The organism is Legionella sp. km535 (genome assembly GCF_003990085.1).
GTDB classification, from domain to species: Bacteria; Pseudomonadota; Gammaproteobacteria; order Legionellales; family Legionellaceae; genus Legionella; species Legionella moravica.
The window spans coordinates 102083-128919 of sequence record NZ_RZGU01000010.1; the positions used below are offsets into that span (position 1 = coordinate 102083).

Below are 26837 nucleotides of genomic sequence, written 5' to 3' on the forward strand. Positions count from 1 at the left end.
GCTAAAATATATAGTTTCATATTATCATCCGGTTGCCTATACCCAAAAAGCCAATATCACCGTCTTATACCCTCAAATAGTGGTTAATCCAGAACCCAATTTATGGTATCGTATGCAACTCACAGCAAGCTCCAATAAAATGACTGGCAAATAACGTGTTAAAAAACCTGTTTCATATAAAAAATTGGCAATCAAAATATCATTGGAAAATAGCATTAGCCGCCCTTTTCGCCACGTGCATCCTTTTTTTTATTGGCAGACAGTTCATTCATTACGGAAAACAAACACCAGTGCCACCGAATAAACTGGTTGAAGTTGAAACCGTCACCTCACAAAAACTGCAACAAAGTATACGTCTATTAGGTACCCTGCACCCCAAGCATACGACCGTATTAGTTTCCAAAGGGAACGGAATGCTGGATGAACTGATCCCTACTGGCCAAAAGGTAAAAAAAGGGACATTAATCGCCAAAATTGATAACCCCGAAGTTGAAAAAAATTTAAACCTGTCAATCAGCACCGAAGCCTTGGCTAAATCGCAATTGGATCGGTTTAAACCCTTACTGAAGACTAAATTTGTAAGCCCAAAGGAAGTTGAAGAGAAAAAACAGGCCTGGCTGGATGCTCAAAAAGAATTATCAAAAGCCAAAATTGAACTGGATAACCTGCGTTTCTATGCTCCTTTCGATGGAATCATAGGAGCCTATAAAAAACGGGAAGGATCAGAAGTCACTATTGGGGAAGCTGTCGTTTCCATTTATGATCCCAGCTCCCTGGTTGTCGATTTTGATATCCCCTGCAGCAATCTGACTGAAATCCATGAAGGACAACCAGTACGAATTTTTGGCAAAGAATACCCGTTATCCCACTTTCAGAGAATGATTGATGAAACCACGCATATGTGTCCTGCAGACGTTGATATTCAATGCGATAATTGCCTTGTTGGTGCAACAATCAACGTTGACTTGATTGTTGCAGAAAAGAGCAACACCATTGTCATCCCAACTCAAGCCCTGTTTCTCAGAAACAGCCAACCCTTCGTCTACATAGTAGAAAAGGATAAAGTGGTTCTGTTGCCTGTAAAAACAGGTCTGCAACAAGAAAATACCATAGAAATTACTGAGGGATTAAAAATAGGACAACAACTAATCATTAAAGGACAGGATCGACTCTATTCCGAAATGACGGTAGAGATCCATCAACCCTCCTCTGAAGCAAGCCACAGCTGATAACCTATGAAATTAACCGACTATTTCATTAAACATCCCGTTTCTGCAATCATCCTGAACAGTATGATGGTTATTATCGGGTTATTGTGTTTATATAATTTATCCATCAGAGAATATCCTGATATCAGTTTTCCAACTATTACTGTTTATGCTTCTTATCCTAACGCCAGCCCTGACTTGGTTGAAAGTTCGGTAACCAACATCCTTGAAGACCGATTGGCAGGAATTGAAGGCCTGGAAACCATCACATCAAAATCCAATGCGGGAAGTGCCCAGATTACATTGCTGTTCCGTGCAGGAACTTCCATGGACAGAGCGTTGAGTGCTACTCAGGATGCTGTAGGGTTAGCAAAATCACTTTTACCCTCTGAAGTAAAACCTCCCTATGTACAACGTCAAAGAAAATCGACAGGATTACCCTTTATTGGCGTTTCATTAGAATCCTCAACGCGTGGATTTGGTGAATTAACTCATTACGCGAATCTCAATCTCAAAAATGCGTTCCGAAGCGTACCGGGCGTCGCATCAGTTGACGTCTGGGGACAGCCCTATACCTACACCATCAGCCTGGAACCGGATAAACTGTATTCCTTTGGAGTCAATGTTGATGAAGTAGTCAGTTCACTAGCCAATAGCCGCATTTCACTTCCAGCAGGAAATTACCAAAATAAAATTCCCAGCACCCTGCAATCAGAACCCCAAAGTAAGGAAGAGTACGAAAATCTGTTAATAAAAACGACGAATAAAAATCCCATATTTTTAAAATCCGTTGCCAAGGTAGCACTTGAAACGGATACGAGCCAGGTACGGATTCGAGTAAATGGCCATACTGGCCTGGTACTGTCCATCAACAGAGCGAATGACGCCAACCCAATTGAAGTTTCCAGGAACATTCGCCAACTGCTTAAAGAATTACAACAGGGTCTACCTAATGATCTGAAAGCAGATGTCATCATTGATCAATCGGATTTTATTAATGCCTCAATAAAAAACATTCGCTCGTCAATCACCGAAGCAATACTGCTGGTCCTGATCATCGTCTTTTTATTTTTACGCAATATACGTGCGACGATCATCCCTTTAGTAACCATCCCGATTTCGCTACTGGGTTCATTACTGTTTCTCAAAATATTTGGCTTCTCTATTAATCTGATGACTTTATTGGCCATGGTGCTGGCGATTGGTTTGGTGGTTGATGATGCCATTATCGTTTTAGAAAATATCTGGCGTCATATTGAAAAAGGATTATCCCCTTTTGAAGCAGCCCTAAAAGGAGCAAAGGAAATCGGATTTGCAATCGTTGCAATGACCTGCACTTTGGCAAGTGTGTATCTGCCTATTGCCTTTATTCAAGGAATGTTGGGGCAACTGTTCATTGAATTTGCTGTGGCTCTCGCAGGCAGCGTCATTATCTCAGGGATCGTTGCACTCACCCTGTCACCCCTGATGTGTGCCCGTTTATTAAAAAGCGACTCCAAAAACTGGTTTCCCCAGGTGGACTATGCACTGGAACATCTGGCTCAAAATTATGCAAAAGCACTTAAGTTCGTTTTTAATCATCAGAAAATCACACTCTCAGCAGCACTATTTTCTATTCTTGCAAGCATTGGTTTGTATCAGATGATTAGTCATGAAACCGCTCCCAAAGAAGATCGGGGACTGATTGGTGTTTATACTGCCCCCGTATCCGGAGAGGACATCAATGAACTGGATAAGAAAATAATCGACATAGAAAAAACCTTGAATAAAGTACCGGAATCAGATAAAAAACTGACCTTTATAGGCGATTGGGGAGCCAGCGTAGTTCTTCCACTAAAGCCTCATTCACAGAGAAAACGTTCTGCAACTCAGATTGTTGATGAACTAAAACCTTCGTTTAACCGATTCCCCTCAGTCGATCCTGATGTATGGAGCTGGGATACTGGCTTACCGGGAATTGATAACGCAGGAAGCGGCTCAGCATTGACTCTGGTTATTTCAAGCCCGGATAGTTACAAAGAGCTTTTTAACCAGATTGAACAGCTCAAAGCAACATTAGATGCCAGCAAAAAATTTGAATCAACCCAATTTGATCTTCGCCTGGATACTATGGGCTACTCTATTGAACTGGATCACAATCAGATCGCCAGGCTGGGACTCTCACCCAATCAGGTTGCCAAAACAATAGAAGTCTTTTTTAGTGGAGATAAATCACTGAATTTTGAACAAAATGGAGTGCTTTATAATATGTCGATTAAAGGCAGCACCTCTCCATGGACGCTTAATGAACTCTATCTGACTACTAATGAAGGGAAACGGGTTTCCCTGGGAGCTATTACTCAAATGAAGCCCAAAGCGCAACCAGCCACTCTGGATCATTATCAACAGATGCGCTCAACTACCCTGCGTGTGCAATTACATCCAAAAGACTCTATGGCAAAGAGTATTGATTACCTTTGGAAAACAGCCAAAGAACAATTACCGCAACATTATAAGCTTACTTGGACAGGAGCTGCCAAAATTTTTTTTGAGTCATCTAATGCCATGCTGTTTTTATTATTATTATCCCTGGCATTTATCTACGCCATATTATCGACTCAATTCCAAAACTTCATCGACCCCTTGATTATTCTGTTTACTGTTCCTTTAGCCTGTTCAGGGGCTTTGCTGTGCACCTATCTATTAGGGCAATCACTTAATATCTACACCCAGGTAGGTTTGATTACCTTAATCGGATTAATCAGTAAACACGGTATTTTAATGGTGGAGTTTGCTAATAAGTTACATCAGGAAGGTAATTCATTTGCAGAATCCATTCAAAAAGCAGCGATTTTGCGATTAAGACCCATCTTAATGACTACTGGAGCTATGGTTTTTGGTGCTATTCCTCTGGTTTTATCTCATGACGCCGGATCAGAATCACGCCATGCAATCGGAGCCGTTTTAATCGGTGGTTTATGTCTTGGCACCCTGTTTACTCTTTTTGTATTGCCTACAGTGTATACCCTGATTAAAACCATTCCAGCAAAATCGCGTTAACAAGCATACATGGAACTTAATCGAGATGATTAAGGTGTGATGATGAAATAATTCGGGTCAAATTGGTAGCAAGTCCAGTACAGCATAGACCCCTTAATTTCGGCAGTTATGATTTTCTTATTTAATGCTCTAAGCTCTGGTTGCTCTGCCAGATAACACACATGTTTTACATTATCTAAAATGACAAAATTACCCTCGGAGCTAGTCTGATAATAGTCTGGAACTATATAAATGGATCCAGGATTCTCCAGGTACACAGGATTGCCTCTAACAGGTAATTTATGAGATTGGGTAGAGTTACTGGCAAAAGCTGACAGACCACATAACATGAGCATTACGTTCAAACCAAGATACATGCTTCCTTTCATGCCCCGCCTCCCATAATCCCTGGATGCATCACGTGAAATACGTCAGGACGACCTAATGAGCCAGATGAACCCAGATAGAACCCAAGATTACAGCACACGTCTCACTCGAGTTTCCTGAAAACAATAATCCCATAACCACAATTATTCATTATGACTAAAGACTAGACTCAAAGTGACATTTTAGCAAAAAAATTCTCTGTGCATGAAAAAAAACCTGTCTTGCCCACGCAGGCATGACTCCTTACAAGACAAAAGAATTATATTGCTCTTATTAATGCAATAAAATCATCCTTCATTTTGTAAAGCAGGCAATTAGTTTTAATCTTCTCTATATAGCCCAAATGCTCCAGACGATCCACGACACAAAGAACCTCATCCGTTAGATCGTATCTCAAACGAGGAATCTGAGTATTCAATATAGCCAGCGGATCCACAACAAAAAATTCCCTTATGTTTTGATGTTCCGGATTATTCATGTCCTTTTTTATCTGACTTATAAAGTGAGGGTAATCCTTGCCCAGTTGCTCCCATTCCAATCGTATATTTTTATTGTCTTCAACATTTTGTCTTTTAACAATCAAGTTTTGCAATAGGTATTTTCCTGCTATACCAGCAAGACAACCCACAAATAAACCCGTTACAAATGACAAATCCATAGTGATGATTTAACCGTACAAAATCATCATTATATCAGGCAAAAATAGAGCAGTCTGCATTAAAATAGAATTCAGAAGGGATTGTTAGCTACTTTATCGATCTCTTGCTTAAATAAACAGGAACTCATCGTACCCATTTTAAAGTCTGATCTCGAATCCGCTATAGCCAAAGTTTAAGAGTATCAGGACGTTTCATTTTGATTGGGCATCAAGTTCTTTTCGTTTCAATAAAATACATTCTGGATTCATATTACTTGAAAAAGCAATCTTGATAGGGAAAAAACACTGAACCCTTTTTCTTGATCTTCACGTACAGTGCTTATTTTATGTGCTAAATTTAAAGTATCCTTTACTCAGGAACGTTCATCATGTCAAAAAAATTTATATGGATACTTTTAGGACTGAGTTTAGTGCCATTTCAAGCGGTATTCGCTTCTGAATTGGAAGATCAGGAACTCTGCGTTCAACAAACGGTGCAAGCCTGCATGGCACAGTGTGAAAAATCGAATGATCTTGCCTGTTCAGATGCATGTCAGCAAAACGCTGAAAATCAATGTATTGAAGCAGGGGAATAATAAAGGCATCCAGCCTATTGCAGAACAGATTCGGATCGCATAAGTTATTACAGAATTTTTTCTTTGTTAAAAAATTAAAACCGATTTTGAAAGAATCAACACACCTTGTTTTATTCTAAAAAGTCAACTGAATAACACTCAAACATTGCTTGCTTTGTTTAAACGACTTGGATATGATTTATATCGTGATTGTTGAAATATTGGCACCATAGTGTTAAAATTGCACAATTATAAAGGGGATGTCTCTAAAAATACTAGCAATGAAATGAGGATCTTTTCATGTCGTTAAATGAATCCGCAGCAATAGTATCACCTATATCAGAAAATAAAGTTTCAGAGTGGAGAAAACAAGATACAGTTTGGATGTTAAGTCTTTACGGTACAGCGATTGGCGCAGGAACACTCTTTCTGCCTATAGATGCAGGACTTAATGGGATTGTACCTCTAATCATTATGGCCTTGCTGGCATTCCCAATGACCTACTACTCGCACCGTGCCTTATGCCGCTTTGTACTATCCGGATCATCACCACACAATGACATCACTGAGGTAGTAGAGGAGCACTTCGGTACCTTCGCAGGCCGGATGTTAACCGCGTTATATTTCTTTGCCATTTACCCCATTTTATTAATGTACAGCGTGGCAATAACGAACACGACAGAAAGCTTCATCGTGAATCAGCTCGGACTCAATGCTCCGCCCAGAGCACTTCTGGCTATCGTACTCATACTGGCATTAATGGGAATAGTACGTTTCGGTCAGGAAATCATTGTAAAATCAATGTCATTAATGGTGTATCCTTTCGCAACCATCTTACTGCTCCTGTCACTTTATTTAATTCCCAATTGGAACAATGCCATATTACAACAAAGCAACTCTTTGCAGGCTAATGGCGGGCATGGATTATTAATGACATTATGGCTGATCATTCCCGTAATGGTGTTTTCCTTTAATCATTCCCCCATAATCTCTTCCTTTGCTGTCAGTCAAAAGCAGCAATACGGTAATCAGGCAGACAAACAAAGCTCATTAATTATGAAATACAGCCATTTACTCATGGTTTTTTCAGTCATGTTCTTTGTATTTAGTTGTGTTTTTAGTCTGTCACCTCAGGATTTAATGCAGGCAAAACAACAAAACATCTCGATTTTGTCCTATCTGGCCAATCATTTTAATACTCCCATCATTGCATACATAGCCCCGGTTATTGCGTTTATTGCGATTTCAAAATCCTTTCTTGGTCACTATCTTGGTGCTAAAGAAGGCATGAGCAGCATTGTCGTAAAAACCCTGAAGTCATCTGGAAAAACGATCAGTAAAAGCGCGTTGCAACGAGTCATTGAAGTATTCATGATACTGACCTGCTGGATCGTCGCTACAATTAATCCTAATATTCTGAAAATGATAGAGACATTGGGAGGACCGGTCATTGCAGTTCTGCTGTTCATCATGCCAATGTATGCCATTGCCCGAGTTCCTGCGATGAAAAAATACAGTAATCAAATCAGTAATGTATTTATAACCATCATGGGGTTTATCTCCATCTCCGCAATCATTTATGGGCTTATTTAGGATGAGTTGACTTCCGGGATAACCGGGTGACACCTCAAACACAATGCATGTCGTTCCCGCGTAAGCGCACAAGTGTCAGGGGAAATTGAGCTTCTTTCGATCAAATCTCCTCTCCACCGCACGTAGCTCGGGGGAGAGGGTTGAGGAACACACGATTTACGTAATCTTCAACCCTGAATGCACAACTTCTGAAGGCTGCTCAGTTGCAGGAGCGTTACAAAAGAAAGAAAAGCAATTAAACCCATTAGGCTTAAATCGCTTTAACTCATGATCAATGATGCTGTTCAGTTCACCTTGAGTACTGGTCCACCCAAATAACCCTCTGATTTGTCGGATGATCCATAATCTGCTTCGTAACTGACGAATGTATTGCAGTCCCGCACACTCCAATTGCGGTGAACGCCCATTTATATCTTTTTTTAACTGAGTCAGTATTTGTTTAAACTCAGGGTTTGCTCTATTTTCTTTCGTGTATCTGGTAACACATTGTATCGCTAAATTCTTTTTATTCTTTAAACAAAAACGGTGATCTTCACCAATGTCCCTGAGAATGTCTTTGAATTGATCATAAGTTTGTACTTGTGTAACCCTGTCCAGATAAGCTGTGGCAAATTTATACTGTTCAACCTTCTCCAATTGATTAAATAATTTAAATTCTTTTGATTGTGACGCACCATGTTCCAGTAAATGCCGCATGGTAAAGCGAAGATCCTGACGAACATCTGCAGGATGAGCTTCAGCTGAAGGTATTCTCTCGAGGGCACAATCCAGGGGAGTTTGCCCTTTATTATTTTTTTTATTAATTAAATGCCCGTACTTTTGCAAAGTTTCTTCATAACGATAATCACCAAGCTTGATAGCAATATGAAGGGGAGTATCGCCGTCATCTATTCCACCATCAGGAGCACATAACTGCTGATGTATTTGCATGGTCTGTTTTATCTGCTCAACAATCAATTGATTATCGTGCCCATGATCTCGTAATATTTCGTTGATTAAAGCATTGTTCTCATCTGCAGTTAAATCGACGAGAAAATGACGAAATTCTTTTATTGAAAAAAGCACTGATCTTAACTGAGCCTGTCTTGCTGCCGTTGCCTGAGTAAATAATGCGATTCGCGCCCTGTCACAGGAATTACTAGCATCCAGACACTCATTTAAAGCGCGCACAATTAATTCATCGGGCAATAAAATATGCTTATAAAACGACAGCCATTTTGCTTTTTTAAACTCAGGTAAATCCTTTAATCGAGAGAACGACTCAACTTCAGCTTGATTGTGATACTCTTTATTGTTCCATGGATTTGGAAAAAAACTGAGTTTGGTGGGCCAGTAGGAATTAGCAGAATCTCTGATATTGGGAAAATTCAACAAGTCTTTTGCCGTAATATTAAATGCATTATCGCTATTCATCCAATGCGATGGTCTTGCAAAAAAATAAGACATAATGCTATCGGCAAACATTAAATCATGATCGATTTTAAAAAAAACAACCTTGGGCTTGCCATCATGCTCTACCAGATAAAAACCAAAATTTCCTTTATGCAGATCATCCTCTTCCAAAGTGAACGAGCTAGCGAATATGCTGGCTAAAGAAGCATAATCAATACGAACGGAACCAGACTTCTCTGCCTTCAAAAGTGATTTGAAGAAAGCTGGTGGTAATTGATCGAGAAAATAAAGCGGAATCTTCTCTGCAGAACGTACGGTTTTTTTCTTCAATTCCTTGATTGAAACCGAGTGTTTCAAAGAATAAAAAGAGTGATTTAACCCTTCGTTTTTTTCTACAATATAGCAAAGGTGCTCAATTCCCAATCCGACAATATGATTAGAATCATCCACTACCAATTTTTGATCAGGAATCGAATTCCCGAACATAAACAAGCGAGCCAGTTTGCTAAAAGCGATTTCCAGTTGTGAATACTGAGGATTATTGAATTTATTTTTTTTAAAAATAATCCTTATCGGCTTCCCACCTCTACCAGGAGGAATATGGCTTGCGTCCGGATAGGTTTCATGCCCGGAATGGAACGGCTTTCCGAGTTTAATATCATTAATATTATAAAATGAAACCATAAGGATACGACTTAAATTAATAGATCATTATTTTACCACACTGTGCAAAATAATCAAAACAAGCGTCTTTATTACAATTTATCCAAATCATCTGGTTGAATCGTCAAATTATCGTCTTTAGAATCAAAGGTCTTTTCTTCATTAAGACGAATTTGTAATCCTACGTTATTTTTAGAATCAGCGTATTTAATAGCACTTTCTTTAGTAATTTTACCGTCTTTATATAAATTGAGTAATGCCTGATCAAAAGTCTGCATCCCCTGCTCAGTGCTTCGAGCCATGACTTCCTTGATTTCCTCAACCTTACCCTTCTCAATCAAATCCGAGATATAGGGTGTATTAATTAATATCTCAACTGCCGCGATGCGTTGGTTGTCAATTCCAGGAACTAATCGCAAAGAAATAATCGCTCGTAAATTCAAAGATAAATCCGTTAAAATCTGTTGTTTAGCGTCTTCAGGAAAAAAATTGATAATCCGATCCAGGGTTTGGTTTGCATTATTGGCATGCAGGGTAGAAATACATAAATGCCCAGTTTCAGCGTAAGCGATGGCATGTTTCATGGAATTACGCTCGCGTATTTCTCCAATCAAAATAACATCTGGCGCTTCCCTCATGGCATTTTTCAGGGCATTATCATAACTTAAAGTATCAATTCCGATTTCACGCTGATCGACTATGGATTTCTTGTGTTCGTGTACAAATTCAATGGGATCTTCTATAGTCAGAATATGCCCTCTGGTCGTTTCATTTCGATGATCAATCATAGCGGCCAAAGTTGTTGATTTCCCCGAGCCAGTAGATCCAACAACCAACACCAGACCGCGAATTTCCTGTACGATCGATTTTAATATCAACGGCAATCTTAACTCTTCTATGGATGGGATCACCCCTTTTATATAACGCACCACCATCGCCACTTCACCCCGTTGACGAAATAAATTGATCCGGAAACGCCCCACACCGTTGATCGATAAAGCCATATTCAACTCCATATTGGCCTCAAATTCCTTTTGTTGCTCATCATTGGTTATCGATAAAACAATTTCCGCCATTTGCTGGCTTTTAATTGCTGCTTGTCCAATCGGAGAGGTCACTCCTTGAATTTTAATATTGGGTGGAGCACCCACACTAAAAAATAAATCCGAAGCCTCTTTATCCACCATCAATTTGAAAAAAGGAGTAATATCCATATTGTTTAAGCTCAACTTTTTAATTTTTATATAATTTAGTTTAGTCAAATCTTATGATTATGCGAATTCTGTCAGGATTTACGAACAACACGTAATTTCATGATTAAAAATAAGGACTCTTACCTTCTTCAGGATGACGAATAAAAAGTGAGGTAATTTCTACAAAAAGATAGGAATCGAGCACTGCGCGACCTCATTGTAAAGGCCCGCCCCCACGCTGAGCGCGGAGGCGAGGGCAGCTGGTTCTTTAACCTGAGGGCTTTAAGCGAGGTGGCCGACCTTTTTCTTCTGAGCGCAAAACTCATCTCTTGAATGTATTTTGTTCTCCCTGATTGTCCGGATCTTGGAGCCTTAGCGACTCCACGATAAAGAATGAATGGAAACCAATGGGTGCAGAAGTACCGCTATCTGATGATGACGCGGTTAGGGATAGTGCAGAGTCTGAATCGTGATCGGGGCTGGATGAATCTGGACCAAGTTGATTAGCCGTTCGATTTTTAACTTGTTCCAGTATTGCTTTAAGATAACTTAGGGATTCAGTATCTCCTGCGTTTTCGACCAGCGTCAGAACTCTAATGAGATATCCGTACTGAGCAAGTATAACACCAGCTCTTGACTGCTCAGAAAGGCAATCCAACAACTGTACCAGGATATCGGGGCGTTTTTCTGCAATCAGGTGCAGCACAGTATTGCTAGCGTAGTCTTGTGCCAATAAGGCGCCTGCTCTTGCCGCCTCGGGAAGACAATCCAACAACTGTACCAAGAGATCAGGACGATTTCCTGCGATCAGGTGCAGCACGGTATATTCATTTGGGGTCTTTAGCATCACTGCTTCTGCTGCTTCTGCCACTACTGCCTTCGGAAAGTAGTCCTGAAGTTCCAGTAGGTATCTGGTGTTTTCTACGGCATTGTGAAATACAGTATCTACGTTACGCTCCTTCAAAGCGCTTGCTCTTGACGCCTCAGGAAGGTAATCCAACAACTGTACCAGGAGATCAGGACGATTTTGTGCGATCAGGTGCAGCACCGTATTGCCATAGCTGTCTTTCATCATAACGGCATCTAACCTTGCCTCCTCAGGCAGGTAATCCAACAGCTGTTTCAGAACATCTGGGCTGTGGTTTGCCGAGCCGTGCAGTACGGTTTCACCAAATGTGTTTCTTAACGTCAAAGCGCCTGCCAATGCTGGCTTCGAAATAGAATTTATAACCAGTTCCAAGGTTTTGTAATAGCTCGCGGCAAGATGTAGCACGGTATCGCCATTTCCGTCCTGTGCCACTATGGCATCTGTTCTTGCCGGCTCGGGTAGATAATCCAGCAACTGCATCAGGACATCGCGGCATTTAAATGCGGCCAGATGCAATACAGTCATTTTATACATATCCGCTAACCTCAAAGCGTCTGCCACTGCTGCTTTCGGAAGGTAGTCCAGAAGCGCGATTAAGGATCGGGAGTCGTTTGTAGCGTTGTGCAGTAAAGTATTTCTAAATTTATCCTGCTCCATCACGGCGTCTGCCCTTTTAATCTCAGGTAAATAGTCCAGCAACTGTTTCAGGAGATCAGATCGTGATTTTCCTGCGATTAAATGGAGCACAGTAATGCCAACTTGATTCTTTAATGTTATGGCGTCTGCCAATACTTCCTTCGGAAGGTAGTCCAGAAGTGATTGTAAGGTTTCTGGATAGACTGCGGCCAGGTGCAGCAAAGTATTGCCCATTGAGTAGGTTTTTAACACGATTCCGGCTCTGTCTGCCTCCGGCAGACAGTTCAAAACATCTATCAAAAGTTCGTGGTGGCTGCCTGTGATTAGGTACATTACGGTAATCCCAGAATCATTCATTTCCGTGACAGCGTTTGTCCTTGCCGCCTCTGGTAAGCAATTCAGAATCTCTTTAAGAAACCTGGGGTTATTTCTTGCCACCGTGTGTAGCACGGTATCTCCCTTTAATCTCATTCTCATCAAGATGTCTACCCTTAATTGATCGGGCAGGAAGACCAGAATCGCTTTTAAGAATTCAGGGTATTGTGCCGCCAGGTGCACCATGGAAGTGCCTTCGTGGGTTTTTGCCATGACAACTTCAACCCTTTGATGGTCAGGTAATGCCTGAAGAAACCATTGGACAAAAGACAGATGTTGATTCTCGATGGCCACTTGAAGCATGGGGAATTGGTCTTTGAACTTCACGGCGTAAGCTGCGCCTCGGCCCATCAGGGCAGCAGCAAAGACTGTGTTTCCGTACTCTGCAGCAAGATAAAACGGGGTTAACTTATTTCTATTGGTGGCATTGGGATGAAACCCCGGAAGTTCAACAATTTGATGCACTATCGCTGCGGGCATATCCCTAGACGCTGCCAGCAGTAGTGCAACATCAAGGCTGGATGCGGGCGTGATAGTGCCGGGTGTGAGCAGCACTGGAACGGGAGATTCTCCTGTCGATTCACGTGCAGCAACACACTCAATCTGAGCAAGCAGCGCTTCGGGCCAGGAATCTCGTGAAAGCGCATCGCCTGCGGTGTTCTGCTCCTGATTGCATCGGTTGCGGATGAATTCAAGCAGTTTGGGAAGGCACTGTTGAAACAGGAGCGACCAGGTGTCAGCAGGATAGCACAGAGCATGAAGCAGAATGCGGTTTATCTGATAGGGCGTTACTTCCAAAATACCGTCTTCCCCTGCTTTGGCTATCCACTCGTCAAGCATCGCATCCGGCACCCTGATGGCCGGAATGCTGTTGTTTCCTTCGCTGTTTTCCCGAAAGTATAGGTCACAAAGTCGGGCAAAAAGACTGGCACGAGCGGTGATTCCGCTATCACCGCTTGCGGCAAACCAGTTTGCTGCATAATTGCTGATGAAGTCATGATAGGCACCGTTTCGCCACACAGCGAAACCACGCTCAAAGGTGCGCAGGCGTTCTTCTAACCTAACGGTATCTTCAAGCAGGGACGTAAGAGAAAGGTCAGGGTTCTGGAGGCACTGACTATAAACATGAAGCGCACCCACCCAGGCGTCCTTGTTGTCCTCGGGCATGTCGCAGACGTCGAGCAGATTTTTATAGTCTTTATACTGATAAAGCGTATCGTGAAGCCTTAAGACAAGGTAGAGGATACTCAACGGGTCTTTTTCGTTTGCGGAGTTCGCAAGCGCCTCCGGACTGAAGTTTACTCCCTGAAGCCAGGCAAGTGTATCCTCAGCAAGCGGTCGCAGCCCGGTTGCGGTGATGCTGCCCGAACTTAGGGCCAGCGTGTGGCGTTTGGCATGACGTTCAAGAGCCGCAAGGATGGGGATGAAATGACAGGGGATGGATTGCAATCCTGTCTTGCTGCAATACCCGTTGATTTTTTGCATCATCTGCTCATCCGGCGCTATCCCTATTGTGCGAAAACGCTCCAGCACGAAGTCCCGTGCCGTGTCTGAGCCACCGGCTTTTTTTATGGCATTTCGAACAGTACCCGGCATGGTGCCGTATGCCCATGGCAAAAACAGGGACTGAAAATGCTCATTAAAGGTGGAGCGTTCCGCGCCTACCGGGTCTCGCCCGTCGGGAAGATTGATGTTCATCTGCTTTCCAAGCACTTCACGCGCCATGAAATCGAACAGCCCCTGCATGAGGACATCCTCTGCATTCAAAGGCAGGCGCTTGCCTTCATAGCCATCAAGCGCCATGAGCCAGGCATGGCGTATGCCTGTAGAGCAGATGCGCGGTGTGGCTTTCGCCAGCGCATTGTTGATGCGGTCAAATTCCTGAAGGCGCTGCAGCCGCTCATTTTTGGCGGTACTGTGAGGCGGCACCGGCCATCGTTTTTCATCCAAGTCTATCAGTGCCGAGAGAACAACGGCATAGACCTCAGGCAGCGGCAGGTACCATTCAGTAGAAACCGGCTGCCCATTGCGTTCCTCAACCAGAGTAGCCCGGTCAAGTTCTTTGCTCAAGGTGCGTGAACTCAACGTTGCGGCCAGCCAGTCTTTGGTGGGTGTCTCCAGAAAAGATGATTTGACTCGTCCTTCATACCTCGTTCTGACACGACTCATCCGCTCTTGTGCTTTGGTATTGCCGGTCATTTCAATAGTCATCTCGGAGGCGGGTACAACAACCGATGAAGAGGCTGCGGATGAAGAAGACGCGGCAGCAGTAGATGAAGCGGGTTGAGCAGGCGCTTCGCTGTCCGTCTTTCGCAACAGATACCGTGAAGCCAGCCGGATGGCAAGCATGGCTGCTGCATTCGAGGTTACTTTGTTGTGCGTGCTCTGTGCGTCCTGGGCGCTTTCAACGATTGCCTGTGTGAAGTTGTCTGGCATGGGTGATTCCCTGTAATGCATAAATTGGCGAAAATTATATCATAATGACAATATTTCAGTCAAAAACATTTTGGTTATCCCATATAAATGCCTTCTGATGCATCAAAGGATTATAGAACAAATGTATCGCTGCGCGACCCTTGTTTTTAACCCCCTAACCCTCTCCCCCACGCTACGCGCGGAGGCGAGGGGATCTTTAGCCGAAGGACTTTTTTGTTTAAAAAATGACCAACAGCCCTAAGCTTGTGTCACCACAACAGGAAATAAAGGATGATCCATAGGAGATCCGGAAGGTAATTCATCTATCAGCCCGGGAAAATCAGGAGAAGTTATCCATGCTCTTGGTGCGTGAATCATATCGTCCCCTAGAAAACGCACGGAAAACACTCGTCTTCGTTGCTGAGTATTCACTCCTCTTGCCATATGCAAGGTCAGCATATGAAAACAAACCACATCGCCTGGTTCTATATCCCAGCCAATGATTGGAAAATCTTCTCTTGACTGCTCAATATCAGGAAGCTCCTGCAAACTTCCTTCAGGAAACCATTTAGCCTGATTGTCCATAAACGATCTGGGCATTAGCCATGGCCCTAAATGAGAGCCTGCAACAAATTCCAAAGTAGATTCCCTGCTCACCGGATCTACCGGAATCCAAAAGCTGCAATTTTGTTTTCCTGCCACATTATAATAAGGTTGATCCTGGTGCCAGGGTGTGACTTGACGCGTTCCGGGTTCTTTCACCAGCAAATGATCGTGATAAAGCCTCACCTCTTGGCTTTGCATTAGCTGAGCAGCAACAGCGCCAAGTTGGCTTTCAAACAGGATCTTCTGGTAAAAGGGATTACTTTGCCAGGTACAAAAGTCTTCTACAAAAAACCCCGGATCATCCGGCCTGCTCGCGACTTTAGTCCGCGGACTCAAATTGGATAAATTAAGCTCTATGCCCTTTCGTAATGTATTAATTTCATCCTCGGTTAGTAATTGACGCAGGCAAACCGCGCCCTCTCTCTGAAAAGAGTTAATCTCTTCATTCAGTTGAATCCGTCCTGATTCATTACGATTGAACATTACATTTTCTCCAATACATCCCGTAAATATTTAACCGGTTCAATAATCATGGACGACCCTTGTTGTTTGGGAGCATTGGCAAAGGGAACAATTGCTCTCTTGAATCCATGTTTTACTGCTTCTTTTATTCGCTCCTGACCACTCTGTACCGGTCTTATTTCTCCGGCTAAACCGACTTCGCCAAAGATAATGGTTTCACTATCAAAGACCCGATTTCTCAGGCTGGAAACTACTGCAGCCAACAGAGCCAGATCACTACCTGTTTCTGTCACTTTTACGCCGCCCACCACATTAATAAACACATCCTGATCGTAGGTTGCAATACCCCCATGCCGATGCAATACAGCAAGCAAAATTGCCAATCGATTATGTTCCAGACCTGCAGTGACCCGTTTTGCTTGTTGTCCATGTGCCTCATCCACCAGGGCCTGAACCTCAACCAGCATCGGGCGCGACCCCTCCCAAGTCACCATCACCGCACTCCCGGGAGTGGGTTCCGGTTGTCGTGATAAAAAAATAGCCGAGGGATTCGCCACTTCTTTCAAACCTTTATCTGTCATTGCAAACACGCCCAGCTCATTAACCGCTCCGAAGCGATTTTTAATGGCGCGAATCACCCGAAATCTGCTGTCACTTTGACCTTCAAAATAAAGAACACTGTCAACCATATGCTCCAGAACCCTGGGACCTGCCAAAGTACCTTCCTTGGTTACATGCCCCACAAGAAAAACGGCAGTTTGGGTCATTTTGGCAAAACGTACCAATTGAGCAGCCGATTCTCTGACCTGGCTTACTCCTCCTGGAGCCGAGCTGATGGTTTCGGTAAAGATCGTTTGAATGGAGTCGACTACAATAATTCGCGGTTTTTCCTTCTGAGCATGAGCAATTATCGACTCCACCTGAGTCTCAGCCAATAAGCGTAATCCAGCAAGCGGCAAACCCAGTCGCTGGGCTCGCATGGCAACCTGCTGTAAGGATTCTTCACCAGTAACGTATAATACGGTTTCCTGCATGGATAAATTTGCCAAGGTCTGGAGTAACAAAGTCGATTTGCCAATCCCGGGGTCACCCCCGATCAGGACTACAGAGCCATAAACCAAACCACCACCCAATACTCTGTTCAATTCAGATAATCCGCAGTCCATGCGAATCTCTTTATCCATAACCACGTCTTCAACAGCTGTAATCACAGAACGCTGATTAGCCCATTGCCCACTTCGGGAATTTCGGCTCTCAGCTATGATTCCTTCTTCAGCGATTGAATTCCAGGCTCCGCATTGCGTGCATTGTCCAGCCCATTGTTTGAATGTTGCGGCGCATTGATTACAAACAAACTGGGTTTTTATTTTCATTACAGTGAACCTTGATTATTCCATTACGATTAATGTAATCAATGATAACGGATAGTTAAAATAATTGCCTAAGGAATTTTATTCATGGAGCACTATTGGGAGATGGATTAGATGCAACTGAAATCTCGTCGATTACATTCGTATCCTTTGCTTTTTCGTTACTGAATAACGTTGGAAAATGAGCCCCTGAAGAAGGATAAGAAACCTGCTCATCGGGCACAAGCCCGGATGGTTCTTTCGAGACATCTGCCATAACACCTTGTTTATTGTTAACAATATGCACCGATCTCAAATCCTGAACCATGGCCAATACTAGCTGAAAGGGAAAAAACACCATCTGAGCCACAGCGGCTATTGCTCCAAAAGTAAGCGTCACTGGAATAGCGAGAATCAGAATAGGACTTGAAATGAGCGCAAAAAATAGAGAAAAAACACGTACCAGGCCATAATATTTCTCTGGGGCACTCACGTTAAAAAGGGAAAAAAAGAGAGTAAATGGGGATATTGAAAAAAGGACAGTATCTATCATGTCATTTTTGAAGTCAGTATAACTGTGTTCCACTTGACTCATCTTAGGACTCCTTAAAATCAACAGCTCCGAACAACGTTATCGCGAATCTGATTCTATGCCAGCAATTGAAAAGTCACTTTACTGCGTTCAGGATAACGAAATTTTCGGATTTTTTGAGAAATTACCAATTTTGCACAGAAGTGTATCATGCTCTGCGCCAAGATTTGATTATAAATTGTGTTAGCTCACGATTCAAACCATCATCAACACCCAATCCTCACCAATTGAAAGTTGAATCCTCAGCCTAACTCAGTATAATCACTGCATTTCAGGAAATTGAGAACTCTAATGAGTAAAGGCATTAATTTCGAACAATCAATAACCGAGCTCGAAGAAATAGTAAAACAATTGGAAAAAGGCGAACTGTCTCTTGAGGACTCGCTCAAACAATTTGAAAAAGGAATTGGCTTGGCCAGACGATGTCAGGATGTGCTGAATCAGGCAGAACAAAAAATAGAAACTCTTACCGCCTCTCATTCCAGCTCTGAACCTAATCCGGATGAACACACAAGTGATTGAAACCTATATCCAACGTCATGAAAACTGCCTTAAAGAGATTCTGAATGCCACGCACATACCTGCAGATCGGATAGAATCTGCATTGCATTACTCATTATTCCCGGGTGGCAAAAGAATAAGACCTATCATGGTTTATTTAAGCGGTGAACTGCTTGATATCGATATTCAAGTACTTGATGTCATTGCTGCAGCCATAGAATTAACCCATTGCTATTCACTAATCCATGATGATCTTCCTGCTATGGATGATGATGATTTACGCCGAGGAAAACCCAGTTGTCATAAAGCCTATGATGAGGCTACTGCTATTCTGGTTGGCGACGGAATGCAAGCATTGGCAGTTGAAGTTCTATTAACCCATTTACCCGGATTATTAAGTCCCTCACAGATTGTTTCAATTACCAGAACATTAGTGAAAGCCAGTGGTGTAAGCGGTATGGTTAGCGGACAAAGCCTTGATCTGACCGCACTGGCCTCTTCTGCAGTTTCTGAAGAAGAACTTCGAAAAATTCATCTTCTTAAAACAGGACAACTGATCATGGCCTGTTTTGACATGGTATTGGCTGCACAAAATACAACTGACGAACGCATTGCCGCAGCGCTAAAAGATTATGCTCAACACATCGGTCTGGTATTCCAGATGCAAGACGATTATCTGGATCAGTATGCACCAGCTAACCTGCTCGGAAAAGGAAGATCCTCAGATCAGGCCAATCAAAAAACAACCTTTGCTACACTCTATACCCAACAACAACTAAAAGAAAAAATTTCGGAGCATTATCAAATTGCCCTGGATTCACTCCAACTATTTGAAAAAAAAGCAACTGTTTTAATTGATTTAACCAGGCAGCTACACAACCGAAGTAACTTATCCTGATTAACGATTTCGGGGTATGCGAACCAATCCTTGTCCTACCCCGGCGCATTCAAATTTGGAACAAAAATTTTCAACTGCGTGACACATCCCCTAACCTTTGTTAATCCGAATCTGTGATATGGGAAATAAAGTCTCAATGCCCTTATCGGTATTTCGCTGTTCCCCCTTCCAGGCATGCCCATAAACCACTTCATAAGTCAAAGGATACTTACCCGAGTCAGTAATCAGTCCCGCGTAGTTTTTTTCAAATTGTTGCCATGCACTCCGGCCGGTTAAACCGTGATTCCTTTCAGGATTAATATTTCGTACTCCCTGCGCTCTCAGAGCAGCAATTAATTTGGGCAGGGTCTCGTATTGAACGGATAATAATTCCATATCCATTACAGGATCCAGGAAATGTTCTGCCATTAGGCTATCACCAATATCATGCATATCACAAAATTCATTAACATGAGCGTAATGATTCGCTCCGGACCAAGCCATTTTAAGTTCCTTGAATGTGTCTGGCCCCAAAGTCGTAAACATCAGGCAGCCATTAACGTTCATCACCCGATTAATTTCACGAAAGACATGAGCAAGTGGAGCTGCCCAGTGAATTACCTGATTGGTAAACACCAAATCAAACATCCCCGTTGCAAAAGGCATTTGCCTCATATCTGCAGCAACCAAAGACCATCTCCGTCGCCAGCCTTGTTTTTTCCTGGCAAGAGCCAACATACCAGGAACCAGATCAAGTCCAATAATCTGCGCCTTAGGATAGAGCAAGGATAATTCTTTTGAAAACGAGCCAGGACCGCATCCCAAATCAAGTATTCGCTGAGGTGCGATTTTCAAATAGTGCAGACGCTCAAACAAACGCTCCCCAATTTCTTGCTGAACCTTTGCGGCACGCTCATATTCTTCGGCATGTTTGCCAAATGCCTTGCTAATTTCATTTTTGACAGCCATCATAAGACCACGGATAAGTTAATCACAGGAAATCCAACGCTCGTGCGCCAGAAATTGATGAGTATAACACAGAGTTTGCGCCTGCCTTCAATATGCACACTCTGCAACCAATTTCATAAGGGTACTCTTGCAGTATGTACGTTTTGTATTGGTTTGATAAAAGCTTTAGGGCCTGCTTGCACCCATTGTGCATCCCCCCTTCCTGATGAGCATTATCTTATTTGTGGATCATGCATTAAAAAACCGCCACATTACGATAATGCAGTGATTGGATATACTTTTGATGAACCATTACGCAGTCTTATTCATCAATTCAAATACCATAATGGCCTTTATCTTCGTAATTTTTTATGCCATTTAATGCTTAATACCGTACAAAAAACGCAACATATCCCGCAATGTTTAATCCCGGTCCCTATGCATCCCCTCAGAATAAAACAAAGAGGTTTTAACCAGGCAGCTCTTCTGGCGAAAAAATTGGCTCGGAAATTAAACATTCCCTATGATTTAACCAGTTGCCAAAAAAGAATAAATACAGCTCCTCAAGCCAGTCTGGACAAAGAACAACGGCAAAAAAATCTAAGCAAGGCATTTCATGTTACCCCCTTGCCTTATGAGCATGTTGCCATCATTGATGATCTTCTTACTACTGGAAATACCGTCAATGAATTAGCCCTGGTTTTGAAAAAAGCCGGAATTAAAAAAGTGGATGTCTGGTGTTGTGCCAGAACGGTTACTGAGTCGCTATAGGATAAACCTTAATTTGAATGCACTCACATTCCATTCGGATTAATGTAAAAATCGGTTCAAATCATTCATGAGTAGATTAACCAATACTACAGCAAATAAAATGACCATCAATCGATGCAATAAAACTTCCATGGCCACTGAAATCGGTTTTCCGCGAATTTTTTCAATAAGAGCATACAGTAAAGAACCGCCATCCAACCCGGGTACAGGAAATAAATTCACCAATGCAACAGCGCAACTTAAACTGGCTATAAAATAGAAAAACACACCAATCCCCTGCATCAATGACGAAACAGAAGCGGCAAATAAGCCTAAAGGCCCCAGCAGGATGGTAAAAGGAATGCCCCCAGTGACTAATTGTTTAAAGATCATCAAGAATAAATAAAATAAATGCCCCATAGCACTGTTCGCTTGATGAATAGCCTGAACCAATGATGGAGCTTGCATCAATACAACCGGAGCGGATAAATCAGGTTGTATACCAAGACTTGACAGAAGCGATCGCTCATTTCCAGTAAAGTTTATCCCGCTTAAATTCATGGATAATTCCCTGATGTTCTGATTATCAGGCCGTTTCAAGGAAAGTCTCACTTCTTTTTTTCCCCACAAAATGACCAGTTGCATTCCAACATCCTGCCACGATGACGTACTGTAGCCCTCAACAGCGATAAATTGATCGCCGGAGGTTATGCCTGCATGAGCCGCTATGCTATTGGGTTGAACGGATTGGACCAAAGGCAATCGGTAATTCAAACCGATATAAAACACACAAACAAATGCCAACCACGCGGTTAGCAAATTGGCTAAAGCACCTGAAACCAAAATCACAGCACGCTGCCAGATTGGTTTTTTATCAAAACACCAGGCATATTCTTCAGGATTCACCGGGCTTATTCTTGTATTAAGTAATTGAACATAGCCACCCAAGGGCCACATGGCCCATACCCATTCGCAGCCACTAGCGCTTCTCCATTGAATCAAGGGCTTACCAAAACCTATTGATATTTTTTTAATCTGTACGTGAAACATGCGCGCTGCCAACGCATGACCTGCTTCGTGTATCCCCACGACTAATATCAGGGTGAACAGTATGGCGATTAGTGCCATAACCATAGAGAACTCCTGTTGCTTTAATCCATCAATCTATTTAGGGGTATTATCTACCACTAATTGCAACATGGGAATTCCTTTTCTTCCTGCTAACTCATATCCTTTTCTATACACTTCAAATACACGATAAGCTTGATTGGATTCACTATCAATCAGCTCAACTTCATCCCCCTGCTCATCTAATAAGGTGACCGTTAGATGAATTTCACGAAATCCTTCGACATGATAACGTTCCCTGAATAATTGCAATACACGCTCCAAACTCTTCACCGTTTCTTCAGCATTATGCTGACCTTGAAGGATAATATCCATTTGACGCTCCTTTTCAGATGACACACTGTGTGCAAAAAGTGGCTATCATTGTTGGCGGCAAAATAAAAAAGTTCTTTAGAAATGTAAGGATTTTCGCCAGTCTCTACAAATTTGTCTGTTAATCGGTTATAATTAGCCGATTAACATTTTAACAAACCTGACTTACGAATAACCCTGAAACTTCCTGATTAAAATTTCTTTTAGCGAGGATATAGGGCGTTTTTTGCTAGTCCTAACTAAGAATTCAGATTCCATGGTGTTTGTTGCTTGCGGGCTCAACCATAAAACTGCTCCAATAAACGTGCGTGAAAAAGTCGCGTTGCCTCCTGCTATGCAGGATTCATTACTAAACAAACTGGTAAGTCTTCCTGAAATTAATGAAGCCGCTATTTTATCAACATGCAATCGCACTGAAATCTACTGTGACACGGATGATCCCAACGTTATCGCAGGTTGGTTGGCTCATGAACATCACATACCGCAAGATTTACTGACTCCCTTTTTATACCTGCATGAGGGTCATCAGGGAATAAAACATACGCTAAGAGTCGCCAGCGGGCTGGACTCCATGATGATAGGCGAACCGCAAATTCTGGGACAAATGAAACAAGCCTATCACCAGGCATGCCGATTAGGCACCGTTAAATCACAATTAAGACCTGTATTCGAATACATATTCAGCGCCTCCAAAAGAATCCGAACCCACAGTGGCATTGGAGCGAACCCAGTATCGATTGCTTATGCAGCAGTGCAATTGGTTGGTCAATTATTTACAAATTACCGTTCACTACGCGTGTTTTTAATTGGTTCAGGAGAAACCGCTTCATTGGTAGCCAAATACCTACACCAGCAAGGTGTACATCAGTTCATGGTTGCGAGTCGTACCCTGGAACATGCAAAAAAACTTGCCTATGCTTTTGGCGGAAACACTCTGTCTATTGGCGATATTCCTCAATACCTTCCTCAGGCAGATGTCGTTATTTCTGCAACGGCATGCCCGCTTCCATTCATCAATAAAAGTCTGGTGGAGCATGCGATGAAGCAAAGAAATAATGCGCCCATGATTTTTCTGGATTTAGCAGTTCCCAGAGATATTGAAACCAATGTCAACGAATTGGATCGGGTACAACTTTATAATATCGATGATCTGCAAATCATGATAGAAAAAGGGATGAATGAGCGGCGCAATGCAGCCCTTCAGGCGGAACAATTAATTGAAAGTGAACTGGATAACTACATCCGGTGGCATCGTTCATTAAAAGCCAAAGACATCATCTGTGATTATCGCAATCAAATGCAACATTTAGCCCAATTGGAATTAGAACGTGCCCTGAAAAAACTATCTGCAGGACACAGTCAAACCTCTGTTTTAAATGAATTTAGTGAGCGTCTGGTCAATAAGTTAATTCATAACCCTACCAACGGCTTAAGGCAAATAGCCTGGGATGGACGAGAAGATTTGTTGGCTTTGGCACAATACCTCTTTAATACAACAACTTTATGTCAAACACCTTATGAAGAAATCTCTTGAGTTAAAATTACAGCAGATGCTGGAACGCTTTCAGGAAGTCGGACGTTTACTGTCTGAAGCATCCGTAATTGCCGATCAGAATCAGTTTAAATCATTATCCAAAGAATACGCACAGCTCGAACCCGTCGCCCACTGTTATGAGTCTTATATTGAGGCTAAAAATAATTTACTCTCCCTGCAGGAAATGCTTGAAGGTGATGATGAAGAGTTGGCTTCTATGGCAGAAGAAGAGCTGGAAGGTGCAAAACAACTGATTGATGATTTGGACGAACAACTACAATGGCATTTAATTCCTAAAGATCCTGACGATGAACGGAATATTTATCTGGAAGTGCGCGCAGGAACGGGCGGCGATGAGGCTGCAATTTTCGCTGGCGATCTGTATCGGATGTACAGCCGTTATGCAGAAAATCAGGGGTGGCAGCTTGAATTAATCAGTGCCAGCCATGGCGAGCATGGAGGCTATAAAGAAATCATTGCCAGAATCAGCGGCAATGCAGTTTATTCCCAACTAAAATTTGAATCAGGCGCACATCGTGTGCAACGTGTTCCTGAAACCGAATCACAAGGACGAGTACATACCTCTGCCTGCACAGTAGCCATCATGCCTGAGGTTGAGGAAATTGATGAAATTCAAATTAATCCGGATGATTTACGTATTGATACCTACCGCTCATCGGGTGCAGGAGGTCAGCACGTAAACAAAACCGATTCCGCGATTCGAATTACTCACATTCCAACGGGCGTTGTTGTAGAGTGTCAGGATGAACGTTCTCAACATAAAAACCGCGCTAAAGCAATGTCCCTGCTTAAAACACGTTTATTGGATGCAGAGCAAAGCAAACAAAAGAAGGAACAGGCACAAACCCGTAAGTCTTTGGTAGGTTCAGGTGATCGCTCCGAACGTATTCGGACGTATAATTTCCCGCAAGGGCGTCTGACTGATCATCGAATCAATCTGACCATCTACCAACTGAATGATGTAATGGAAGGTAATTTAGCCCTGGTAATCGATTCATTAAAACGCGAATACCATGCAGAATTACTTGCAGAATTAGGCCGACATGATTGATATTCGCACGGCCTTAAACCATGCCGTGCAACAGCTGGAGAAAAACCACGCGGAATCACGTCTGGAAGCAGAGTTCCTGCTAAGCCATGTATTAAATAAAAACAGAGCCTATATTTTCGCCCACCCTGAAGTCTTATTAAGTCCAAATCAATTGGAAACCTACCAACAATTAATAGCGCAACGCGCAGCAGGAACACCAATTGCCTATCTGACAGGCCAACGTGAATTCTGGTCTCTGAATTTAAAAGTCACTCCAGATACCTTAATCCCAAGACATGAAACAGAGCTTCTGGTAGAACTCGCCCTGGATTTAATTCCTGACACCCCCGAAACCTGTATCCTGGATCTGGGTACAGGGAGTGGTGCTATTGCTCTGGCAATTGCCAGTGAAAGACCCAATTGGAAGGTCATCGCCTCCGATTTCAGTAAAGCTGCTCTGACAATTGCCCAGGAAAATGCAGTAGCCCTTGGGATTACTAATGTAACGTTCTATCACTCATCCTGGTTTAGCTCTCTACCCCAACACCATTATCATGCTATTATTTCCAATCCACCCTATATTGCGGAAGAAGATCCTCATTTAAAACAGGGAGATATCAGATTTGAACCACTAAGTGCTTTAGCCAGTGGTCAAGACGGGTTAGCTGATCTACAATACATTATTCAGCACAGTTATGAATGTCTTTTACCCGATGGTTTGCTATTACTTGAACATGGATACGATCAAAAAATACAACTTAACGCTATACTTAACAAATTAGGTTATAAAAATGTTCGGAGTTGGCAGGATATTCAAGGTCATGATAGGGTAAGTGGAGGTTGGCATCCTTAAACTGATAACAGGTAAGATTATTTAGTTGATGATGCTGAAGTTATTTGGTATACCTAGCCATTTTCTGTAAAACTCGCTACAGAGTAACAGTAGGAGACGGAGGCCAAAATGACAGAACAATTAATTGATAAAACCAATGAGAGACTATACAACGTGAAAAACGACGCAATAGGTAGCATGGGAATTGCCCCCTATCAGGAAGCTGATGGGGAAGAATATATGAATGAAAAGCAGCTAGCACATATTGAAAAAATATTGCTGGCTTGGCGTCAATCATTGATGGAAGAAGTTGACCGAACTGTGACGCACATGAAAGACGAAGCAGCCAATTTTCCCGATCCTTCAGACAGAGCAAGTCAGGAAGAGGAATTTAGCATTGAGTTACGTACACGTGACCGGGAGCGCAAACTCATTAAGAAGATAGAGGATGCACTGGAACGATTAAGAAATGACGATTTTGGTTACTGTGAAGCCTGTGGTATTGAAATTGGTCTAAAAAGACTGGAAGCAAGGCCAACAGCAACGTTATGTATCGATTGCAAAACATTATCAGAGATCAAGGAACGACAAAATCAAGGTTCATAAAGACCGTGTTTGCATTGTACTTGCTCAGTTCTAATCCCCAGCGTAGTAGCAGCATTTACTACGCATCTTAAATAAATCAGCACAATTATTCTCTCCGAATTCCCGCGGCTATAACCGCGGGAATTCGAAACCTGGTTTTGCTCACACATCAACCGAATTCCCGAGGCTATAACCGCTGGGATTCGAAACCTGGTTTTGCTCACACATCAACCGAATTCCCGCGGCTATGACCGCGGGATCCATGATGGTGGCATTCAAGTATTAGATCCCGCGGTCTTCGCCGCGGGATTTCGGCTGGGATTTATTTAACGACAGCTACCTAATGCTGA

Annotated in this window: 22 protein-coding genes; 11 read left to right on the top strand and 11 right to left on the bottom strand. The window is 42.6% G+C overall.

Annotated features, from left to right (window positions below; translation table 11 throughout):
• The first annotated feature begins 155 nt into the window (after positions 1 to 155).
• Together ELY21_RS07650 and lpeB are read left to right on the top strand one after the other, a co-directional pair.
• Positions 156 to 1229, top strand: coding sequence for an efflux RND transporter periplasmic adaptor subunit (locus ELY21_RS07650; protein WP_199741670.1), 1074 nt, complete (start codon positions 156 to 158; stop codon positions 1227 to 1229).
• Positions 1230 to 1235: 6 nt separating this feature from the next.
• Positions 1236 to 4247, top strand: a complete 3012-nt coding sequence (gene lpeB, locus ELY21_RS07655) for a multidrug efflux RND transporter permease subunit LpeB (RefSeq protein ID WP_127108381.1) — start codon at positions 1236 to 1238, stop codon at positions 4245 to 4247.
• 29 nt (positions 4248 to 4276) lie between these two features.
• Here lpeB and ELY21_RS07660 read toward each other — a convergent pair whose 3' ends face one another.
• Together ELY21_RS07660 and ELY21_RS07665 are read right to left on the bottom strand one after the other, a co-directional pair.
• Positions 4277 to 4615, bottom strand: a complete 339-nt coding sequence (locus tag ELY21_RS07660; RefSeq protein ID WP_127108383.1) for a hypothetical protein — start codon at positions 4613 to 4615, stop codon at positions 4277 to 4279.
• Positions 4616 to 4872: 257 nt separating this feature from the next.
• Complete coding sequence (locus ELY21_RS07665) at positions 4873 to 5271, bottom strand: hypothetical protein (protein ID WP_127108385.1); 399 nt, start codon at positions 5269 to 5271, stop codon at positions 4873 to 4875.
• A 368-nt stretch (positions 5272 to 5639) separates the two neighbouring features.
• Here ELY21_RS07665 and ELY21_RS07670 point away from each other — a divergent pair, with 368 nt between their 5' ends.
• Positions 5640 to 5846, top strand: a complete 207-nt coding sequence (locus ELY21_RS07670) for a hypothetical protein (RefSeq protein ID WP_127108386.1) — start codon at positions 5640 to 5642, stop codon at positions 5844 to 5846.
• A 279-nt stretch (positions 5847 to 6125) separates the two neighbouring features.
• Positions 6126 to 7418, top strand: coding sequence for a serine/threonine transporter (locus ELY21_RS07675; RefSeq protein WP_127108388.1), 1293 nt, complete (start codon positions 6126 to 6128; stop codon positions 7416 to 7418).
• A gap of 156 nt (positions 7419 to 7574) precedes the next feature.
• Here the strand turns inward: ELY21_RS07675 and ankK are convergent, their stop codons facing one another.
• The 6 genes from ankK to ELY21_RS07705 form a co-directional block, all read right to left on the bottom strand.
• Entirely contained in the window at positions 7575 to 9494 is a 1920-nt protein-coding gene (ankK, locus tag ELY21_RS07680) for a Dot/Icm T4SS effector AnkK/LegA5 (RefSeq protein ID WP_127108390.1), read from the bottom strand.
• 71 nt (positions 9495 to 9565) lie between these two features.
• The gene (locus tag ELY21_RS07685; protein WP_028384289.1) at positions 9566 to 10687 is read right to left on the bottom strand and encodes a PilT/PilU family type 4a pilus ATPase; all 1122 of its coding nucleotides are present in this window, start codon (positions 10685 to 10687) and stop codon (positions 9566 to 9568) included.
• A gap of 301 nt (positions 10688 to 10988) precedes the next feature.
• On the bottom strand, positions 10989 to 14981 hold the full coding sequence (locus tag ELY21_RS07690; protein WP_127108392.1) for an ankyrin repeat domain-containing protein: 3993 nt from the start codon (positions 14979 to 14981) through the stop codon (positions 10989 to 10991).
• Between the two features lie 237 nt (positions 14982 to 15218).
• A complete protein-coding gene (locus tag ELY21_RS07695; RefSeq protein ID WP_127108394.1) occupies positions 15219 to 16049 on the bottom strand; it encodes a phytanoyl-CoA dioxygenase family protein in 831 nt (276 codons plus the stop codon).
• Positions 16049 to 17401: a DNA repair protein RadA gene (gene radA, locus ELY21_RS07700; RefSeq protein ID WP_127108396.1), complete on the bottom strand. Its 1353-nt coding sequence runs from the start codon at positions 17399 to 17401 to the stop codon at positions 16049 to 16051. Before radA ends, ELY21_RS07695 begins: the two co-directional genes overlap by 1 nt.
• Positions 17402 to 17483: 82 nt before the next feature.
• The gene (locus tag ELY21_RS07705) at positions 17484 to 17972 is read right to left on the bottom strand and encodes a hypothetical protein (protein WP_127108398.1); all 489 of its coding nucleotides are present in this window, start codon (positions 17970 to 17972) and stop codon (positions 17484 to 17486) included.
• 288 nt (positions 17973 to 18260) lie between these two features.
• On the opposite strand from ELY21_RS07705, the gene ELY21_RS07710 reads away from it, so the two are divergent.
• Both ELY21_RS07710 and ELY21_RS07715 read left to right on the top strand, forming a co-directional pair.
• Complete coding sequence (locus ELY21_RS07710; protein ID WP_127108400.1) at positions 18261 to 18491, top strand: exodeoxyribonuclease VII small subunit; 231 nt, start codon at positions 18261 to 18263, stop codon at positions 18489 to 18491.
• Entirely contained in the window at positions 18472 to 19368 is an 897-nt protein-coding gene (locus ELY21_RS07715; protein WP_127108402.1) for a polyprenyl synthetase family protein, read from the top strand. Before ELY21_RS07710 ends, ELY21_RS07715 begins: the two co-directional genes overlap by 20 nt.
• A gap of 90 nt (positions 19369 to 19458) precedes the next feature.
• On the opposite strand, the gene bioC is transcribed toward ELY21_RS07715, so the two are convergent.
• Positions 19459 to 20316: a malonyl-ACP O-methyltransferase BioC gene (gene bioC / locus ELY21_RS07720; protein ID WP_127108426.1), complete on the bottom strand. Its 858-nt coding sequence runs from the start codon at positions 20314 to 20316 to the stop codon at positions 19459 to 19461.
• Positions 20317 to 20358: 42 nt separating this feature from the next.
• On the opposite strand from bioC, the gene ELY21_RS07725 reads away from it, so the two are divergent.
• Positions 20359 to 21066 carry a ComF family protein gene (locus ELY21_RS07725; protein ID WP_233588686.1) on the top strand — a complete coding sequence of 236 codons (708 nt, stop codon included), beginning with the start codon at positions 20359 to 20361 and terminating at the stop codon, positions 21064 to 21066.
• Between the two features lie 39 nt (positions 21067 to 21105).
• Here ELY21_RS07725 and ELY21_RS07730 read toward each other — a convergent pair whose 3' ends face one another.
• Together ELY21_RS07730 and ELY21_RS07735 are read right to left on the bottom strand one after the other, a co-directional pair.
• Positions 21106 to 22179, bottom strand: a complete 1074-nt coding sequence (locus tag ELY21_RS07730) for an RIP metalloprotease (protein ID WP_127108406.1) — start codon at positions 22177 to 22179, stop codon at positions 21106 to 21108.
• A gap of 30 nt (positions 22180 to 22209) precedes the next feature.
• Entirely contained in the window at positions 22210 to 22488 is a 279-nt protein-coding gene (locus ELY21_RS07735) for a hypothetical protein (RefSeq protein ID WP_028384321.1), read from the bottom strand.
• A 253-nt stretch (positions 22489 to 22741) separates the two neighbouring features.
• Between ELY21_RS07735 and hemA the strand changes: the two genes are divergently transcribed.
• The 4 genes from hemA to dksA all read left to right on the top strand — a co-directional run bounded on the left by hemA (position 22742) and on the right by dksA (position 26508).
• Positions 22742 to 24019 carry a glutamyl-tRNA reductase gene (gene hemA / locus ELY21_RS07740; RefSeq protein ID WP_127108428.1) on the top strand — a complete coding sequence of 426 codons (1278 nt, stop codon included), beginning with the start codon at positions 22742 to 22744 and terminating at the stop codon, positions 24017 to 24019.
• Positions 24003 to 25091, top strand: coding sequence for a peptide chain release factor 1 (prfA, locus tag ELY21_RS07745; RefSeq protein WP_127108408.1), 1089 nt, complete (start codon positions 24003 to 24005; stop codon positions 25089 to 25091). The genes hemA and prfA overlap by 17 nt, the downstream gene beginning before the upstream one ends.
• On the top strand, positions 25084 to 25923 hold the full coding sequence (gene prmC / locus ELY21_RS07750) for a peptide chain release factor N(5)-glutamine methyltransferase (protein WP_127108410.1): 840 nt from the start codon (positions 25084 to 25086) through the stop codon (positions 25921 to 25923). The genes prfA and prmC overlap by 8 nt, the downstream gene beginning before the upstream one ends.
• A gap of 108 nt (positions 25924 to 26031) precedes the next feature.
• Positions 26032 to 26508 carry an RNA polymerase-binding protein DksA gene (gene dksA, locus ELY21_RS07755; RefSeq protein ID WP_028384317.1) on the top strand — a complete coding sequence of 159 codons (477 nt, stop codon included), beginning with the start codon at positions 26032 to 26034 and terminating at the stop codon, positions 26506 to 26508.
• The last annotated feature ends 329 nt before the right edge of the window (positions 26509 to 26837 follow it).

Excerpts from the sequence above, each read along its gene's own strand:
- lpeB (WP_127108381.1), top strand. The coding sequence starts at position 1,236 with ATGAAATTAACCGACTATTTCATTAAACATCCCGTTTCTGCAATCATC.
- ELY21_RS07660 (WP_127108383.1), bottom strand. The coding sequence starts at position 4,615 with ATGAAAGGAAGCATGTATCTTGGTTTGAACGTAATGCTCATGTTATGT.
- ELY21_RS07665 (WP_127108385.1), bottom strand. The coding sequence starts at position 5,271 with ATGGATTTGTCATTTGTAACGGGTTTATTTGTGGGTTGTCTTGCTGGT.
- ELY21_RS07670 (WP_127108386.1), top strand. The coding sequence starts at position 5,640 with ATGTCAAAAAAATTTATATGGATACTTTTAGGACTGAGTTTAGTGCCA.
- ELY21_RS07675 (WP_127108388.1), top strand. The coding sequence starts at position 6,126 with ATGTCGTTAAATGAATCCGCAGCAATAGTATCACCTATATCAGAAAAT.
- ankK (WP_127108390.1), bottom strand. The coding sequence starts at position 9,494 with ATGGTTTCATTTTATAATATTAATGATATTAAACTCGGAAAGCCGTTC.
- ELY21_RS07685 (WP_028384289.1), bottom strand. The coding sequence starts at position 10,687 with ATGGATATTACTCCTTTTTTCAAATTGATGGTGGATAAAGAGGCTTCG.
- ELY21_RS07690 (WP_127108392.1), bottom strand. The coding sequence starts at position 14,981 with ATGCCAGACAACTTCACACAGGCAATCGTTGAAAGCGCCCAGGACGCA.
- ELY21_RS07695 (WP_127108394.1), bottom strand. The coding sequence starts at position 16,049 with ATGTTCAATCGTAATGAATCAGGACGGATTCAACTGAATGAAGAGATT.
- radA (WP_127108396.1), bottom strand. The coding sequence starts at position 17,401 with ATGAAAATAAAAACCCAGTTTGTTTGTAATCAATGCGCCGCAACATTC.
- ELY21_RS07705 (WP_127108398.1), bottom strand. The coding sequence starts at position 17,972 with ATGAGTCAAGTGGAACACAGTTATACTGACTTCAAAAATGACATGATA.
- ELY21_RS07710 (WP_127108400.1), top strand. The coding sequence starts at position 18,261 with ATGAGTAAAGGCATTAATTTCGAACAATCAATAACCGAGCTCGAAGAA.
- ELY21_RS07715 (WP_127108402.1), top strand. The coding sequence starts at position 18,472 with ATGAACACACAAGTGATTGAAACCTATATCCAACGTCATGAAAACTGC.
- bioC (WP_127108426.1), bottom strand. The coding sequence starts at position 20,316 with ATGGCTGTCAAAAATGAAATTAGCAAGGCATTTGGCAAACATGCCGAA.
- ELY21_RS07730 (WP_127108406.1), bottom strand. The coding sequence starts at position 22,179 with ATGGTTATGGCACTAATCGCCATACTGTTCACCCTGATATTAGTCGTG.
- ELY21_RS07735 (WP_028384321.1), bottom strand. The coding sequence starts at position 22,488 with ATGGATATTATCCTTCAAGGTCAGCATAATGCTGAAGAAACGGTGAAG.
- hemA (WP_127108428.1), top strand. The coding sequence starts at position 22,742 with ATGGTGTTTGTTGCTTGCGGGCTCAACCATAAAACTGCTCCAATAAAC.
- prfA (WP_127108408.1), top strand. The coding sequence starts at position 24,003 with ATGAAGAAATCTCTTGAGTTAAAATTACAGCAGATGCTGGAACGCTTT.
- prmC (WP_127108410.1), top strand. The coding sequence starts at position 25,084 with ATGATTGATATTCGCACGGCCTTAAACCATGCCGTGCAACAGCTGGAG.
- dksA (WP_028384317.1), top strand. The coding sequence starts at position 26,032 with ATGACAGAACAATTAATTGATAAAACCAATGAGAGACTATACAACGTG.